Source organism: Campylobacter sp. IFREMER_LSEM_CL1097 (assembly GCF_025772225.1).
In the GTDB taxonomy this organism is placed as follows: Bacteria; Campylobacterota; Campylobacteria; order Campylobacterales; family Campylobacteraceae; genus Campylobacter_D; species Campylobacter_D lari_D.
In genome coordinates, this window is the sequence record NZ_JAKMRT010000008.1 from 45,753 (window position 1) to 62,129 (window position 16,377).

General features: G+C 30.3%; 15 protein-coding genes and 1 other RNA gene. 8 read left to right on the plus strand and 8 right to left on the minus strand.

Going from position 1 to position 16,377, the window contains the following annotated elements; translation table 11 throughout:
* Nucleotides 1-9: 9 nt before the first annotated feature.
* Together L8W64_RS04845 and L8W64_RS04850 are read left to right on the plus strand one after the other, a co-directional pair.
* Entirely contained in the window at nucleotides 10-1,527 is a 1,518-nt protein-coding gene (locus tag L8W64_RS04845) for a disulfide bond formation protein B (protein ID WP_220567075.1), read from the plus strand.
* A gap of 90 nt (nucleotides 1,528-1,617) precedes the next feature.
* A complete protein-coding gene (locus tag L8W64_RS04850; RefSeq protein ID WP_133319188.1) occupies nucleotides 1,618-2,247 on the plus strand; it encodes a protein-L-isoaspartate(D-aspartate) O-methyltransferase in 630 nt (209 codons plus the stop codon).
* On the opposite strand, the gene L8W64_RS04855 is transcribed toward L8W64_RS04850, so the two are convergent.
* Nucleotides 2,248-2,607, minus strand: coding sequence for a GNAT family N-acetyltransferase (locus tag L8W64_RS04855; RefSeq protein ID WP_263672982.1), 360 nt, complete (start codon nucleotides 2,605-2,607; stop codon nucleotides 2,248-2,250).
* Between the two features lie 141 nt (nucleotides 2,608-2,748).
* On the opposite strand from L8W64_RS04855, the gene L8W64_RS04860 reads away from it, so the two are divergent.
* A complete protein-coding gene (locus L8W64_RS04860; RefSeq protein ID WP_263672984.1) occupies nucleotides 2,749-3,489 on the plus strand; it encodes a carbonic anhydrase family protein in 741 nt (246 codons plus the stop codon).
* 11 nt (nucleotides 3,490-3,500) lie between these two features.
* Here the strand turns inward: L8W64_RS04860 and L8W64_RS04865 are convergent, their stop codons facing one another.
* Nucleotides 3,501-4,133: a poly(A) polymerase gene (locus L8W64_RS04865; protein WP_263672985.1), complete on the minus strand. Its 633-nt coding sequence runs from the start codon at nucleotides 4,131-4,133 to the stop codon at nucleotides 3,501-3,503.
* Complete coding sequence (gene typA, locus L8W64_RS04870) at nucleotides 4,133-5,941, minus strand: translational GTPase TypA (protein WP_220567072.1); 1,809 nt, start codon at nucleotides 5,939-5,941, stop codon at nucleotides 4,133-4,135. The genes L8W64_RS04865 and typA overlap by 1 nt, the downstream gene beginning before the upstream one ends.
* Nucleotides 5,942-6,068: 127 nt before the next feature.
* Here typA and L8W64_RS04875 point away from each other — a divergent pair, with 127 nt between their 5' ends.
* Genes L8W64_RS04875 through L8W64_RS04890 form a run of 4 tightly spaced genes read left to right on the plus strand, consistent with a single transcriptional unit; the run spans nucleotide 6,069 to nucleotide 10,772 of the window.
* Nucleotides 6,069-6,407 (plus strand): hypothetical protein, encoded by a 339-nt coding sequence (locus L8W64_RS04875; protein ID WP_133319030.1) that lies wholly within the window; start codon nucleotides 6,069-6,071, stop codon nucleotides 6,405-6,407.
* Between the two features lie 3 nt (nucleotides 6,408-6,410).
* On the plus strand, nucleotides 6,411-8,084 hold the full coding sequence (locus L8W64_RS04880) for a flagellar hook-length control protein FliK (RefSeq protein ID WP_263672987.1): 1,674 nt from the start codon (nucleotides 6,411-6,413) through the stop codon (nucleotides 8,082-8,084).
* A gap of 50 nt (nucleotides 8,085-8,134) precedes the next feature.
* The gene (locus L8W64_RS08990) at nucleotides 8,135-9,142 is read left to right on the plus strand and encodes a flagellar hook capping FlgD N-terminal domain-containing protein (RefSeq protein WP_263672989.1); all 1,008 of its coding nucleotides are present in this window, start codon (nucleotides 8,135-8,137) and stop codon (nucleotides 9,140-9,142) included.
* Between the two features lie 4 nt (nucleotides 9,143-9,146).
* On the plus strand, nucleotides 9,147-10,772 hold the full coding sequence (locus L8W64_RS04890; RefSeq protein WP_133319032.1) for a flagellar hook protein FlgE: 1,626 nt from the start codon (nucleotides 9,147-9,149) through the stop codon (nucleotides 10,770-10,772).
* Nucleotides 10,773-10,782: 10 nt separating this feature from the next.
* On the opposite strand, the gene L8W64_RS04895 is transcribed toward L8W64_RS04890, so the two are convergent.
* On the minus strand, nucleotides 10,783-11,226 hold the full coding sequence (locus L8W64_RS04895) for a hypothetical protein (RefSeq protein ID WP_133319033.1): 444 nt from the start codon (nucleotides 11,224-11,226) through the stop codon (nucleotides 10,783-10,785).
* Nucleotides 11,227-11,278: 52 nt separating this feature from the next.
* Between L8W64_RS04895 and ffs the strand changes: the two genes are divergently transcribed.
* Nucleotides 11,279-11,376, plus strand: an RNA gene (gene ffs, locus L8W64_RS04900) — signal recognition particle sRNA small type.
* A 3-nt stretch (nucleotides 11,377-11,379) separates the two neighbouring features.
* On the opposite strand, the gene L8W64_RS04905 is transcribed toward ffs, so the two are convergent.
* From L8W64_RS04905 to L8W64_RS04920, 4 genes are all read right to left on the minus strand, one after another.
* Nucleotides 11,380-12,603, minus strand: coding sequence for an HD domain-containing protein (locus tag L8W64_RS04905; protein WP_263659558.1), 1,224 nt, complete (start codon nucleotides 12,601-12,603; stop codon nucleotides 11,380-11,382).
* Between the two features lie 83 nt (nucleotides 12,604-12,686).
* Nucleotides 12,687-13,667 (minus strand): ABC transporter ATP-binding protein, encoded by a 981-nt coding sequence (locus tag L8W64_RS04910; protein ID WP_263672991.1) that lies wholly within the window; start codon nucleotides 13,665-13,667, stop codon nucleotides 12,687-12,689.
* Nucleotides 13,667-15,250 carry an ABC transporter permease gene (locus L8W64_RS04915; RefSeq protein ID WP_263671526.1) on the minus strand — a complete coding sequence of 528 codons (1,584 nt, stop codon included), beginning with the start codon at nucleotides 15,248-15,250 and terminating at the stop codon, nucleotides 13,667-13,669. Before L8W64_RS04915 ends, L8W64_RS04910 begins: the two co-directional genes overlap by 1 nt.
* A gap of 19 nt (nucleotides 15,251-15,269) precedes the next feature.
* The gene (locus L8W64_RS04920; protein ID WP_263672993.1) at nucleotides 15,270-16,274 is read right to left on the minus strand and encodes an extracellular solute-binding protein; all 1,005 of its coding nucleotides are present in this window, start codon (nucleotides 16,272-16,274) and stop codon (nucleotides 15,270-15,272) included.
* Nucleotides 16,275-16,377 lie beyond the last annotated feature (103 nt).

The following is a 16,377-nucleotide window of genomic DNA, read 5'->3' on the forward strand; positions in this document are numbered from 1 at the left end:
GTGGCAAATATGTGTGATATTAACAAAACTAAATTTTTTTATTTTTTAATGTGCTTGGCAGGTTTTTTAATCATTTTAATGCCTGTTGGAATTGCAAATTTAATTTTTGGTTATATGCTAGGTGATAGCCCTTGTACTTCTTGTTGGGGCCAAAGAGAATCAATGATTTTCATTGGCGTAGCGGCTTTATTTATTGTGCGTTATGGTATGAAAGGTAAATTTTTAGCTTTCCTTTTAATCGCGACTGCATTTGGTTTATGGCAATCATTTAATCATATAAGTGGCCATGCACACCGTGATCTTGATCAAGGTTTTGGTTTGCCTATTTTTGGTTTGCATACTTATTTTTGGGCTGAAGTAGTATTTTGGGCTGTGGTTTTATTGCTTGGTGTTATTTTTGCCTTTGCTCCAAAATTTGGTTCTTTTGAAAAAGAAATGGAAGGAGTTAGTTTTAGAAAATTAACTAAATTTAACCTAGCTGCTATGGTTATTGTTGCTTTTATCGTAGCTTCAAATGTCTTCCAAGCTTTCGTAAGCACTGGTCCTATCCCATATAGCGGACAAGGTGATCCAGTTCGTTTTAGTTTAAATCCAAAATATATTATTTGGGATGATTCAGGCTGGAATAAAAGTTGGAAAAGCATTTCTTTCTTAGGAAAACGCGATGTTAAAGAACCTGATTTTGCTTTTGCTCCTGCTAATGAAAAACTAGGTATTGAATTTGATAATAATATCAGTAATGCTCCATTTACAAATATCGATGATAATCTAAAAATCGTAAATGAAACAAAAATTGATTTTCCTAAAGCTATCAATACACTTGATTATATCAATGGAGAATATGTCGCAAGTTCAAAATGGGAAGTATTTTTCCTAGATGATAATTTTAGTACTAAAACAGATTTTCTATTAGACCCATATTTTTCAGCCACAATTAATCCTATCATAGGAATTATTCCTTATTTGGACAACAAATACATCTTAATGGGCTCTAATAAAACTTTCTTAAGATTTGCTCAAAATCCTAATGCAGATGAAGCTTTACAATATGCTGATTTTATTAGAGGGGCAAATAATTTTGAAGGACAAGGTGAAAACCTTGGTCGTGGTAGAATTGACACAGTTAGAGCTAAATTCCATCATATTTTAAGCACAACTACTGATGGAAAATACATGTATCTTGCTACCGTTCCAAACAATAAGGATGCTAAAACTTTTGTAATTTCTAAAATTTCTTTAGCAGATAGAGTTCTTTCAGCTGAATTTACTCCTAAAGCTGAGTTAAAAGAAGGAAAAACTTTGGGCGATCTTTATATAACTTCAATGGCTTTTAAAAATGGTAAAATTTATGCATTAAGTAAAAAGCATAATGTTATTGCTGTAATTGATCTAGACAAAGAAGAAGTTGTAAAAACTATTTCGTATCCAGAAAATATAACTAACGCAAGAAGCTTATTCTTCAAAGATGGTAAAATGCACATCTTATCTTATCAAGATGGATCAAATATCCTTTATACACTTGATTAATCTTAAGGCGTTTTTACGCCTTAAGGATTTTAAAGCTAGATAAATAAAATTTAAGATAAAATAACACTTTTTATCAAGGAGTGCTTATTGATTCATATATTTGAACAAAAACAATGTCAAACTATGGCAGAAGAAATTCGCAAAAACACTTTCATTAATGAAGAATTATTTGAAGCTTTTTGTTCTACTCCAAGAGAAATTTTTTCACCTTTAAAAATGCATGCTTATAGACTTGATGCGCTTCCTTTAATGGGTAATCAATGGATAAGCTCACCTTTAACTGTGGCCAAAATGACTATGGCGCTTGATTTTAAAGAAGCTGATAGTGTTTTAGAAATAGGTTGTGGTAGCGGGTATCAAGCTGCGATTTTAAGTAAGCTTATTAGAAGAGTTTTTACCATAGAACGCATTGAAAAACTTGCAATTAGTGCTATAGAAAAATTTAAAAAACTAAACTATGCTAATATTCATGTAAAATTTGATGATGGGCAAAATGGCTGGAAAAATTATGCACCTTATGATAGAATTTTACTCTCAGCTTATATAGAGCATATTCCAAATGTATTATTTGATCAACTTGAAAATAACGGAATTTTGGTAGCTCCTTTACTTATAGGAAATCAACAATTCATCACTAAATTTACCAAAAAAGATGGCGAGATTAGCAAAGAAGTTTTAGATGAATGTCTTTTTGTGCCTATCAAAGATGGCAAAGAATAGTTAAAATTTCATTTTTAAAATAATAAAACCATATTCATCTTTATATTCACCCTCTTGTAAAAAACCATTTTTCTGATAAAATTTATATGCCTTATAATTATCTTTATTTACTTCAACATATTTCAAATGATAATCATTGATGGCTTTAGATATTAAAGTAGTGTCTATACCTTTGTTAAAATATTTTGAACTTAAAAACATCATTTCAATTTTATCATCCACAAATGCTAAAAATCCAATCATTTTGTCTTTATTATAACAAATCAAATAATTTAAACTAAAGAATACTTGAGAATTTAAAAGATCATTTTTAATCTTTTCTCTATCAAAATCAGATAAAAAATCATGGGAATGTTTCACACTATCCTCCCATATATCGATCAATTTATCCTTAATATTGTCTATAATTTCTTTAAAATATTTAATTTTAATATAATTATTTTTAAATATAAGCTTCTTGTAGGATTTATTTTTTTATAATTATATTAAAAAAGGAATATTATGAGTTTTAAAAAAATACTTTTTGGCTTATTTACTACTAGCATGCTTTTTGCCTATGAACAAATGCCTCAAAATGCCTCACATGGAAATTTCATAGACAAAGACAAATGGAAAAATTTAGATAAAAACTGGATTTACTGTGAAAGTGGGTTAAATCAAGATTTTATTAATATAAATAGTAAAAAGGCTGCAAATAAAAATCATTCTTTAGAATTTAACTACTCAAACAATTCTTTTGGTTTGATAAATGATGGTTATACCATAAAAATGTATTTTGCAAGCAATGGAAGCCATATCATGCTAGACAATACAGCTTATAATTTATCTCATTTTCACTTTCATAGTCCATCAAAGATTTCTATTGATAAAAAGCCTTATCCTTTAGAAATTCATTTTAGCCATGTAAGTCAAAAAGGTGATATAGCAGTGGTTGTGCTGTTTTTACAAGAAGGTGCGGAAAATCCTTTTATTAAAAAAATCATCCGTGCTTTTCCTAAAAAAGAAGGCGATAAGCTTTATGTTCAAAGCTTAAGCGCTAATGAGTTATTACCAAATAATCTTCAATCTTTTTACATCTTTAAAAACAAACTCAACAAGCCTTGTAATCAAAAAATCACTTGGATAGTTTTAAAAGACATAAGCTATGCCTCTAAAGAGCAAATCCAAACTATACAAAATTTAATGGGAAAAAATGAGAATTTAAAAATACAAGAAATTAATAATTTAGAACAAAATGATTAAGTAAGCTAAACTTAATCATGTATAAAAGTTTGAATTTTTTCTAAATTAGCTCTAAAAAGTTTAAAATTTAACTCACTTGAAATTTTTAAATCAGCAAAAAAAGGATTTTTCAAACTTGCTATGAGTAAATAATCATCTTTTTTCAAAACTCTTTGTGTAGAAAATTCTTTATCCTTTACTTTTTCAAAAATACTTTCATTTGACTTAATATCTTCTTTTAATTTCTTACTATAAAGCAAAATTCCACAAAAGAAATTCCCAAATTCATCTTTAAATTTCACATCATAAAGAATAAAATCATCAAAAATAAAAGAATTTTGAGAATGATAAGTTTTTAAAGAAAAGTCAAAAGCAATTTTTTCAAAATCTTTCTGATAAAAGCCTTGTTTATCAAATTTAGCATTATTTTGTTTTAAAAATTCCTCACACATTTTAAATACAAGCTCATTGCGTCCCCACATAAGCTTTCTTCCTAAAATTCTAAAAAACAAAACTCCTGCTAAAACAGCAAAAAACAAAGCTATAATCACATCTTTGCTAAATTGAAAAGCAAGAAAAAATATAACCAAAGCTTCAGCAAATGCTAAAATTTGTAAAGCTTTGAGTCTTTTATTTAAAGCTTGTCTTATGGCTTCAAAATCCATTAAGACTTAGCCTTTTCCATTCTTTTTCTTTGAGTAGGATCAAGATATCTTTTTCTAACTCTAATATTTTGTGGAGTAACCTCTACAAGTTCATCTTCTTCTATCCACTCTAATGCTCTTTCAAGGCTTAATTTTCTAGGTGGTACAAGCTTAATCGCATCATCACTACCACTTGCTCTAACATTAGTTAAATTTTTACCTTTAATAGGATTAACATCTAAATCATTTGGGCGTGAATGCTCACCTATAATCATGCCTGTATATACTTTTGTTTGAGGATCGATAAACAACACCCCTCTATCTTGTAAGTTAAATAAAGAATATCCTAGTGCAACACCATTTTCCATAGAAATTAACGCGCCATTATTTCTTTTTTCAACTGCTCCACTAAATGGACGAAACTCTAAAAAGCTATGGTTCATAACACCCTCGCCTTTGGTATCTGTTAAAAATTGTGATCTAAATCCTATAAGCCCACGCGCAGGAATTTCAAACTCAAGTCTTGTTTGACCATCTCCAGTTGGTGTCATAGTTTTCATTTCAGCTTTTCTTTTACCTAGTTTTTCAATCACTACTCCGGTAAAATCATCAGGCACATCAATCACTAAATGCTCAAACGGCTCTGTTTTAACACCATCTTCTACCTTAACGATAACTTCAGGTCTACCCATACAAAACTCAAAACCTTCTCTACGCATATTTTCGGCTAAAATAGTTATTTGAAGTTCACCTCTTCCACTTACTTTAAATTTACCCTCGCCTGTGCTTTCATATTTCATAGCAATATTAGTTTTCATTTCAGCTTCTAAGCGTTCTGCGATTTTATTTGAAGTTACATGCTTACCTTCAGTACCCGCTAAAGGACCATCGTTTACTGAAAATACTATACTTAAAGTTGGCTCTTCTATATGTAAAGGATCAAGCGGCATAGGGTTATTTGGATCTACCACGCTATCTCCTACATCTAAAGCTTCAAAACCTGCAATCGCTACAATATCGCCTGTCCCTGCTTCTTCAATGTCCATTTTTTCTAGACCCATAAAACCAATAAGCTTTGAAATTCTTCCATTGATTTTAGAGCCATCTGCTTTAGCAAGCATAACATTTTGATTTTTCTTTACTTTACCATTAAAAATTCTTGCAATACCTATTTTACCAACGAAATTATCATAACCTAGAGTAAAAACTTGAAGCTGTAAAGGATTTTCATCACTACCACTTGGAGCAGGCACACGCTCAAGTATAGTCTTAAACAATGGTTCCATGTTAGTGCTTTCATCTTCAAGTGCAAGTTTTGCATAACCATTTTTAGCAGCCGCATATACTACTGCAAAATCAAGTTGTTCATCATTTGCCTCTAAAGCCACAAAAAGATCAAAAATTTCATTGATTACTCTTTCAGGATCAGCAGCTGGCTTGTCGATTTTATTAATAACAACAATAGGTTTAAGCCCTAAAGATAAAGCCTTTTTTACCACAAATTTAGTTTGAGGCATAACCCCTTCTTGTGCATCAACTAAAAGCAAAACCCCATCAACCATTTTTAACACACGCTCAACTTCACCACCAAAATCAGCATGGCCTGGAGTGTCTATGATATTTATTTTTGTGCCTTTATAATTAATAGCAGTATTTTTAGAAAGTATAGTGATACCTCTTTCTTTTTCTATATCATTACTATCCATTACACGCTCAGCTATTTGTTCACGCTCATTAAAAGTTCCTGATTGTTTTAAAAGCTCATCTACCATTGTTGTTTTACCATGATCAACATGAGCTATAACAGCTATATTTCTAATATTATCCAAGTTTTTCTCCAAAGTCTTAAATTTAAAATCTAATATTATATAAAAAAAATGCTTAAAAATTAAGATTTAAAAATTGGAACACTTGTTGCTTTTGTCTTGAGTAAGAATTATTTTTAAGGAGAAAAATATGTCAAACCTAAATACTCAAATCTTTAACGCTAACTTAGAAAAACAAGGAACTTCAGTTTTAAATAGTAAGCATTTTATGGAACTTTTAAATTATTTAGAAGTTATAAATTCAAATGAAGAAAAAGAATTAAATTATGCAAAACTTTCAAGTAAAGTAAGTGAAATTTTAGATGATGCTCAAAATGAAAATGCGGTTTTAAATGCTAAAAACATAGAAGAATTATTAGTGATATTTAAAAATTTTAATCTTACTCATGAAAATTTAAAACTTGATTGTGCAGCACAATTACAAAATTTATTTCCAAATTTAGCAAAAAATAATTTTTTAGTAGGTTAATTAATGTCTAATATCCAAGCTAGTGATGCTTTAAACTTACTAAGCATCACTCCACAAAATGAAAACCCAAGTAAAGAAAACACTAGCTCACAAAGTGATGGCGAGGAATTTTTAAATTCCTTATTGCAAGCAATAAATGAAAAAGATGGAAGTTTACCAAAAGATTTCAAGACTCCACAAAAAGATGATAAAGTTAATGATAAAATTTTAAAAGATGATGTCAAAGATAAAATACCGCTGGATGAAAAAGATGCTTTGAAGCTTTTTGAGGGTGCAAATTTTATGCAAATTCTTTCTTTATTGGAGGTTTTACAAAGCGATAGCAAGGATATAAAACTAAACAAACTTGTCCAGGATAATACTGCTATTTTAGCTCTTGAAAAAAATCTACACAAGCTAAAAAATATAAAAAATATTAATGAGCTTTTTAATGTGGCAAAAGAGCTTGGATTAAACATCAAAAATATAAAATTTGAACAAATTAAAGATTTAAAAGAAGCCTTTCCAAATCTTGATAAAAAAGGTTTTTTTGAAATACCAAAACAAAATAATAATACTAATGTTTTTCAAGATTTAATCAATCAAAAAATTACCAAGCTTTTAAAAGAAGAACCAAATACAAGCAAAAATATAAAAAGCAAAGAAAACGAAGGTGTGTCTTTGCTTTCTTCTGCTTTAAAAAATATAGAACTTCCAAAAAAAGATATAAAAACACAAGCAAAAGAAAACATTCAAAACATATATTTTAAAGAAAAACTAGTAGAGAAAATTCAAATTCAAGATGAAAAAGAAATAAAAAACGCAAAAAATATCCAAAATACAACAACAAAATTCAATGAAAAACTAAGTGATATTGAGTTAATTAATCTTACTCAAAACACAAACCTAAAAAAAGATATTAAAGAAAAAGAAAAGCTAGATTTTAAAGAAATATTAAAGAATGAAAAACTAACTATTAGCGAAGATAGCTTTAGTAAAAAAATAAGTTCTGTTTTAGAAAATTCAAAAGATTTAAAAACTGAATTAACAAATATAAAAAATACTCAAAATATACAAAATCAAAATCAAGATTTAAAAATTAACTTAGAAAATCAATTGGCCCCTCAAGATAAACATTTAAAAATAGATAAAAATAATCAAAATATAGATAATTTTAGTGATATTTTTAAACACACAAAAGAGTTTTCAAAAGATGAAAATGATCATAGTGAAGAGAATTTAAATTCTTATGTAAGGGAAATGAATAGGGTTTCTAATAATTTTATAAAAAATCAAAATATTCCTATGAAAGAAACTTTTAATGATTTTGCCCAAGAATTTAAAGAAAAACTAGAAAGCTACAAAGCACCTATAACTCGCTTTAGTATAACTCTTAATCCACATAATCTTGGAGAAGTAGAAGTAACTTTAGTCCAAAGGGGTTCAAATTTAAATATTAGCTTTAACTCTAATCAAAATACCTTAAATCTTTTTATACAACATCAAGCTGAGTTTAAAAATGCTCTTGTAAATATGGGATTTACAAATTTAGAAATGAATTTTAGTAATCAAGAAAGAAAAGAACAAAGCAATCCGCAAAGACAAAAAAACAACAATAGTAAAGAAGATAAGGTGAATTTTGAAAAAGAAATTCAAGAAAAACCAAGCTTAGAAATGGTTTTAGCAAAATATTTTTAAATGGAATATTTTTTGCTTTGAGCTTTAAAAATATATAAAAAAGGATTTTTATGTCAAATATAAACACACAAACCCTTCAAGGTCCTTTAGCAACGCTTAGTACTAAAGATATGCCAAATGCTAAAGGAAGCACTAGAGCCGGTGAAGGTGATAGCGGGTTGATTTACAACCCTGGGGCAGAACTTGACAAGGATGCTTTTTTAAAGCTTCTTTTAATAGAACTCCAACATCAAGATCCAACAGATCCTATGGACACTGAAAAAATGCTTACCCAAACGGCACAACTTTCAGCACTTGAAATGCAAGATAATACTAATAAAACCATGACTCAACTTGTAACTGCGATGACAAAACTACAAAATTCTATTGCAGCAAGCACAGGTATGAGCGCACTAGCTGCAGTTGGAAAACTTGCAACAGTTAAAGATAATTACCTTGTAGTGGCAGATGATGATATACAATTTCAAATTAATATGTATTTACCACAAGAACCACAAAAAGGTAAAAAGACTGATATTGATATTGAAGGTTTTGAACTTAAGAAAAATGGCGAAGATAAACTAGATATAACAGGTAAAGTTGATAAAGAAATAGCTGAACCTGGAGAAACTATACATATAAAATTAAAAGATGACAAAGGTCAAGAAGAAACGGTTCAAGCAGTAGTTGGAGAAGATCAAACATTTAAAATAGTAGGACATACCCCAAGTGTTGATATCAAAACAGCAAAGATTGATTCAGCTTATAAATCAGACAGCACACCTGTAACATTTACTATTTATAATGAAGCAGGAGATCCTGTAAGAACAATGAGTGTTAAAGATATGAGTGCTGGTATGAAACAAATCGTTTGGGATAGAACAGATGATAGTGGAAGTCCTGTACCATCTGGAAAATACTATGTAAGAGCAAGTTATATAGGTGAAGATGGCACAACTGTTAATTCAACTTATGGTGCTTATCCTATCACTGGAGTTAAATTTGAAGAAGGTGAAGCTCTAGTTGGTATGGGCGGTAGCTGGGTTAAATGGGAAGATATTAAAGAGATTACAGGATAAAATCATGTTTACAGCATTTTACAATGGAGTAAATGGAGTAAAATCCCAAAGTTATGGTATAGACAATACCGCTCATAATATAAGCAATGTCAATACAGTCGGTTTTAAATACTCTGATGTGGCATTTAAAGATGTATTTTATAGCACCATAACAACACAATCATATAACAAAGGTCAAACTGGTTATGGTAGTGTAGCAGGAGCTACTAATGATATTTTTGAACAAGGTCCGTTAGTTTCTACTGATAATGAATTTGATGTAGCAATTGCCGGAAAAGGCTTTTTTGGTGTAAGTAATGCCAATGGGGTTTATTATACTAGAAATGGTGCTTTTAAACCTGATGCAAATGGATTTTTAGTAGATTCAAATGGAAATTATGTACTTGGAACTATGAATCCATCATTACAAGAAATTCAACTAAGTGATAGAGTTTCTAATATGTTTGGTCAGATTATGGGACAAAAAGTCACTACAGCTTGGAGTGGAACACCTGGACAGAATTTACAAATGGGCGGAGTTAATACTCAAGGACCTATTTCTGTACCTAAAAATCTTTACTTACCACCTCAACCAACGCAGAATATAACTTGGAGTGGAAATTTAGACACAAGCACCAAAACAGAAGCAGTAAATGTAGATGTAGATGCTTCTAAATTTGAATTTAGTAAAAATGAAGATGGTAGTGTAAAAATTTCAGGTAGTGTAAAAGATGAACAAATTTATGGTATAAAACCTGGCGATACTATATATTTTAAAATCACTGATGAAAAGGGTGCTAGTCAAACATTACAAGCTACTTTAGATGAAAATTTAGCTTTTAGTATCGACAATCAAAAACTAGATAAAGTCGATTTAGAAACAGCCAAATTAGAATCATCTCACTTAAGCGTTGAAAAAGAAGTAGCTGATAGCACAGAACTTTCTGCAAAATTAATAAATCCTGATGGATCTATTAGTTGGGTAAAAGTTAAATTAGATAGAGTTTTACCGCAAAATGGTACAGATTTAGAATACAAAGCCGTTGCACAAGTGTATGATAATGATGGCAATAAAATAGGTGGAACAACTGAAGGTTTAATCACTTTTAACGAATCTGGAGCTTTAGTATCTAACACCTTAAATTCAGTAGATAATAATGGAACAAGGGTTAATATAAATCTTGGTTCTTATTATGATCCAAATATACCAAATTCAGGCTATGATGGACTTCATGCTTTACAAAACAAACAACCTTCAGTGCATACACAAACAGATGGTAAGGGCGAGGGGTTTTTAAATAATTATTCTATTAACACAGATGGTACTATCATCGCCACTTTTACCAATGGAGATCAAATAGCTATGGCAAAACTTGCTTTGTTTAATTTCACAAACGAACAAGGCTTGGAAAAGCTAGGGGAAAATCTTTATGGGCAAACAGGAAATAGCGGTAATCCAACTTTTTTACTTGATGCTAATGGAAATTTCAGCACAGCAACTTTTAAAGGTTCTTATTTAGAGCAATCTAATGTAGATTTATCAGTAGCTTTTACTAACTTAATCACTCTACAAAAAGCTTATGATTCAAGTAGTAAAAGTATCACAACAGCCGATCAAATGATACAAAAAGCAATCAACATGAAACGCTAATTTTAGCTTTTCATGTTTTATTTATATTTTTTTGCTCTAAGATATATTTTACCTCTTGCTCAAAAAATTCATACACCCTAAGCTGAACCAAAGATTCTTCTTCATTTTTATCTATTAAACGCTCAAGTTTATCAAATTTTATCTTTTGTATATATCTTGGATTTTTTTTCAAAAGCAAAGCAATATTTTTAAGTAAAGTATCCAAACTAAGCTCACTTTTTAAAACTCTATCTACATATTCTTTAGAAGTTTGCACCAAAATTGCTTGCCTGCTTTTATCTTTTGGATAAATTTCGCTAGCAATATCAGCTAAAACTTGCCAAATTTCTGCTTTTATATTTTTATTTGCCACAATAATAGCCGCAAAAGATTTTGCTCTAAATTCTAAAGACAGATGACTAGGAACAAAAAATTCTCTAAATTTAGATAAAAAATTTGCAAATATACTCAACATACTTCACCTCAATGTTTTTTAAGATATTTTAAGATATTATTTCAACTGCCTTCTCTTAGACCTGTGCAATGCTATTTTTAAGCACCGCTTCAGGGTGGGAACACAGCAGAGCACTTAGACTTAGTGTGTGCCGCAGTCATCTGGGAGAGGGTTTTAAAGTTTAAAATACCCTTTAATATCCTCACAAATCCTAAAGAAATTTACCCCATTAATAGTCGGATTTGTTTTAAAATACTCATACATTCCCACAAAACCGCTTTCAAGCTCTTTAGACTTTACTCCATAGCTAATCGATAAAGCCGCTTCTATAAAAGCTGCTAGCTTATCACAATATTTCAAAGCCTTTCCATCAATAGCCTTAAAACGATCCTCATTAACCGCATCTAAACTACCACTATAAACACTTGGTTTGTTATTAAAAATACGATTTTCAAATTCATTTTTTACAAAGGCACTTTCTTCATTTTGTCCTTCTCTAATACCAAGTATATAACTAAATTCTTCTCTAAAAGATAGTGGTATAAAAGGTAAAATTTTCTCATTAATAAGTTTCATTTCATACTCATTGATGATTTCATTTAAACCATCTATGCCATATTTTACCGGAGAGATGATATCTCTAGTTAAACTTTCAGGCAAATCATGAAACAAAGCACAATAAAAATTGCTTTCTATCCTACCATCGCATGCTTTTACTTCTAAAGAATAAAAATAAGACAAAATAGCTACCACAAGCATATGTCCTAAAACCGCAGTTTCTGGAATCCTTGGAGTTTGTGCCCATCTTTTTTGAAAACGCAAGCGTCCGCTTAGATCGATTATTTTAGAAATTTTTTGATTAAGGGCTATTTTTCTTGCGCCAATTAACTCATAATAATCTTCTAATTCCTCTTCAACCTTAGCCTTAATCTCATCAATATCACTTAAAAATGAACTAGTTTGATAAACTATATTAAACTCCCACCTTGTCGCAAAATAAGAAGCAGCTTTTAAAACAAGCCTTTCTTTTGCACAATCTTTACCTTGCAAAAAAAGCTCATAGCGTTTTAAAAACTCACCGTTTTCTATATCTTGAATCATTGGTGCGATTTTACTTAACACCCAAGCACTTACTTGCTCATTTTTTGCACGCGTTATCTCATGATACACATCAGGGCGTATATCAGTCACTACCACCCTACTTAAAAACTCAAAAATTCCTGCTTCTATGATAAAACGCATATTGACATCTTTTTCCATTTTAGCAATGAAATAAGCAATGATAAATTTATGTGCTTGTTTATCAAGCTCGACTAAATTTGTCATTCTAGGATAATCATTCCACCTTGATATAGAAGCAGCTTTAAAAATATGCTCTATCAATTCTACACTAATCATTTATTTCCTTTTTTTGCTGTGATTTTACTTTATTTTATAATCTTTAGCAAATTTTAGATATGTTTGAAAATGAATTAGAGTGATTAAAAGCTTTCTATATCACTTAACTTAAGATAAACCTCATCATTTTTACCAAGCTCTTTGTGATGATAAATACTAAAAATATGTCCTTCCAAACTCACGCCTAGCTCATAAAAATCCCCATAAAACACACATTCTAAAACGCTAGCTTTTAAAGGAGTTTGTGTTATTGAAATTTGTATATCACTAGGACGTAAAATGCCATTTTTACTTTGTAAATATGCTTTAAAATTCTCATCTAAAATTGTATTTGGATCTATAAAAAATGCTTCGCCCAAAAAACAAGCACTATCTATATTTTTAGGCTTACAAAAAAGCTCTTTAGCACTTCCATAGTCTAAAATTTTCCCATCCTTAATCAAAGCGATATTGTCTGATAAATAAAAAGCATCGTCTTTATCATGCGTAACAAAAATAGCACTAAGCTTATGCTCTTTTAAAATATTTTTGATTTCTTTGCGCATTTTAACGCTTAAAGTGTGATTTAAATTTGAAAAAGGTTCATCAAAAAGTATGATTTTTGGTCTTGCAACTATGGTTCTTGCTAATGCTACTCTTTGAGCTTGCCCACCGCTTAGCTCATTTGGATAGCGCTTTAAAAGTGTATTTAAACTTAAAATTTCCAAAACCTCATCAAGTCTTTGTTTTTGCTCGTTTTTACCCAAAGAGCTTATACCAAAGCATATATTTTCTTCTACATTTAAGTGCGGAAACAAAGCATAATCTTGAAACAAAACTCCCACATCACGCTCTTGTGGAGCTAAATACATACTCTTAGAAGCAACTAGTTTATCTCCTATATAAATACTACCATCATTGATTTCAAAAAAACCCGCTATACAACCAAGCAAAGAACTCTTACCACAGCCACTTTCTCCCAAAATACTGACAATCTCGCCTTCTTTTAAGCTCAAAGAAATTCCTTTTAAGACCTCTGTTTTTCCAAAAGATTTGTAAAGATTGTCAATTTTTAAGATTTCCATTATTGTCCTTTTTGGTTGTTTTTATTTTGCAAATAATGCATTAAAAATGTAGGGATAATCCCAAATAACACTATAATCAAAGATGGCAAAGAAACATTGTAAATTAACTCATTTTCACTATAAGCAAATACAAGCGATGAAAGCGTTTGAAAACCTGAAGGTGAAAGTATAGTTGAAATAGGTAATTCTTTTAAAATATCCACACAAATAATCACCACAGCTAAAGCTAAATAATGTTTCATCAAAGGAAAATGAATTTGAGTGAAAATTTTAAGTGGTTTTGATTTTAAGGTTAAATTTGCATAGTCTATATTTTTAGAAATTCTCTCATAGCCTGATTGGGTTGCAAAAATTCCAGAAGCTAAAAATCTCACAAAGTATCCAAAAAACAGCACTAAAAATCCACCACCTATGGCATACTCAAAAGACAAAAGATCAAAAATATAATTTAACACACCCAAAATCACTAAAATTCCCACAGCTACCACAGCTCCAGGTAAAGAATACCCCAAAGTCGTAAGCCAAAGGATGATTTTAGAAGCTTTTGTATCATTTAAACGCACTATAAAACATAAATAAAATGCCACCCCTACAATAGCAAAAGAACTCACCAAAGCCACACTAAGACTATAAAATGCAGGTGTTAAGACATTGCTTAAATTTTGCATAAAATCAAACCCGGCCCAATAAACAAGCCACATAATAGGCACGACAAAGGCTAAAAATGCCACTAAAAAGCACCATAAAAAGGCTAAAAATGCCCTAAAGCCTTTTAACTCATCTTTTGGGGTAGGTAAAAACACATTTTGATTAAAGCATTTTTTACCTCTTTGAATTTTTTCTAAAAGCATTAAAAATGCGATAAATACAAGTAAAGCCACGCTTAAAGCCACAGCACTGACTTCATCGCCACCACTTCCCCATGTTCTAAAAATTCCTGCACTAAAAGTATCCACGCCAAAATACGCCACCAAACCATAATCACTCAAAACCTCCATAGCCACCAACAGCAAAGCACCCACTATACCCACACGGCAAAATGGCAAAATCACTTTAAAAAATGTTTTTAAATTAGAAGCCTTAAGTGTTTTGGCACTTAAAATGATATTTCCAAGTCCATAAGCAAAGGTATTTTTAGCAAAAAAATACACATAAGGATAAAGAGCAAAAGATAAAATCACAATCACGCCATATGCATTCATGATATCTATACGCCTATCAACACCTAAAAGCGTGGGAATTAAGCCTTGAAATTCAAACAAATCAATCCAAACAAAACCCATTACATAAGAAGGTATAGCCAAAGGTAAAATCAAAAACCATTCAAAAAATTTCGAGCCAAAAAATTTATAAAAAGCTATCAAATAAGCACTAATTAATCCTATAATCAAACACAACACTAAAGTCCCAAACAATATAAAAGCACTACCAAAAATATACCTTGGTAAGACATTTTTACTCAAATGTTTTAAGGTATTAATATCTATAAAAGGAAGGTGTAAGATAATAGCAAGTATAGGCAGTATGATTAAACTACAGAAAAAAAAGGTGGCAAAAGACCACCTTAAACTTAAAAATTTCAAATTTTATTTTTCCTTAAAATTATTTCCATTGAACTTCATCAAAAATCATTAAAGCTTCTTTAGCATTACCCCAATAAGCTTCGAAATTTGGCTTTTCTACTTTAAACTCGCCCCAAGATTGTAAAATTTTAGCAGGTTTTACTTCTTTATTTACTGGATACTCATAGTTTTGGTTTGTTAAAATTTCTTGTGCTTCTTTTGAAAGCATAAACTCGATAAATTTAACCGCAGCTTCTTTATTTTTAGAAGTTTTTAAAACACCTATACCACTTACATTGATATGTGTTCCTCTATCATCTTGGTTTGGAAAAATCACTTTTACTGAATTTGCAGCTTCAACATCTTTAGGATTTTTTGAATTTGCTAAATGTCCTAGATAATAACTATTTGATATAGCCACATCGCCTTCTTTTGCATAGATTGCACGAATTTGATCACGATCCCCACCTTTTGGAGTGCGTGCAAGATTATTTGCTATGCCTTGTGCCCATTCTTTTGCTTTTTCTTTGCCCAAAGTATCTATCATAGCACTTAACAAAGAAATATTATAAACATTATTTGAACTTCTTACTAAAATCTTACCTTTAAATTTAGGATCAGTTAAATCTTCATAAGTTTTAATCTCTCCATCTTTAATTCTATCTTTAGAAGCGATGATGATTCTTGCTCTTGTTGTAAAAGCATACCATTCGTTATTTTTGCCTCTTAGCTCTTTTGGAGAAAGTTTTTCTAGCTCAGGCGAGCTAACTGAAACAAAAAGATTATTTGTGCGAACTTGTTCTAAATTTCCCGCATCAGCAGTCATAAATAAATCTGCTTTTGAATTTTTACCTTCAACTTCTAATCTTTTAGCAAGCTCATTAGCCTTAGCTTGCACCACATTTACACTAATGCCTGTTTTTTCTTGAAATAATTTGAAAATTCCTTTATCAGAATCATAATGACGATGAGAATAAATCGTAAGCTCTTGAGCACTTAAGCTCATAGCAGCTAGTAAAGATAGTAAAACTACTTTTGCTTTCATTTTATAAATTTCCTTAATTTTAAATTTTGAAATTGATAAGGATTATTATATTAATAATTCACTTTATATTTACTTAAATTGATATACATAATCAATTTAAAAT

Bases quoted from the DNA above. Each gene is read 5' to 3' on its own strand.
- L8W64_RS04845 (WP_220567075.1), top strand. From the start codon at position 10: ATGTGTGATATTAACAAAACTAAATTTTTTTATTTTTTAATGTGCTTG.
- L8W64_RS04860 (WP_263672984.1), top strand. From the start codon at position 2,749: ATGAGTTTTAAAAAAATACTTTTTGGCTTATTTACTACTAGCATGCTT.
- L8W64_RS04865 (WP_263672985.1), bottom strand. From the start codon at position 4,133: ATGGATTTTGAAGCCATAAGACAAGCTTTAAATAAAAGACTCAAAGCT.
- L8W64_RS04875 (WP_133319030.1), top strand. From the start codon at position 6,069: ATGTCAAACCTAAATACTCAAATCTTTAACGCTAACTTAGAAAAACAA.
- L8W64_RS04880 (WP_263672987.1), top strand. From the start codon at position 6,411: ATGTCTAATATCCAAGCTAGTGATGCTTTAAACTTACTAAGCATCACT.
- L8W64_RS08990 (WP_263672989.1), top strand. From the start codon at position 8,135: ATGTCAAATATAAACACACAAACCCTTCAAGGTCCTTTAGCAACGCTT.
- L8W64_RS04890 (WP_133319032.1), top strand. From the start codon at position 9,147: ATGTTTACAGCATTTTACAATGGAGTAAATGGAGTAAAATCCCAAAGT.
- L8W64_RS04895 (WP_133319033.1), bottom strand. From the start codon at position 11,226: ATGTTGAGTATATTTGCAAATTTTTTATCTAAATTTAGAGAATTTTTT.
- L8W64_RS04905 (WP_263659558.1), bottom strand. From the start codon at position 12,603: ATGATTAGTGTAGAATTGATAGAGCATATTTTTAAAGCTGCTTCTATA.
- L8W64_RS04910 (WP_263672991.1), bottom strand. From the start codon at position 13,667: ATGGAAATCTTAAAAATTGACAATCTTTACAAATCTTTTGGAAAAACA.
- L8W64_RS04920 (WP_263672993.1), bottom strand. From the start codon at position 16,274: ATGAAAGCAAAAGTAGTTTTACTATCTTTACTAGCTGCTATGAGCTTA.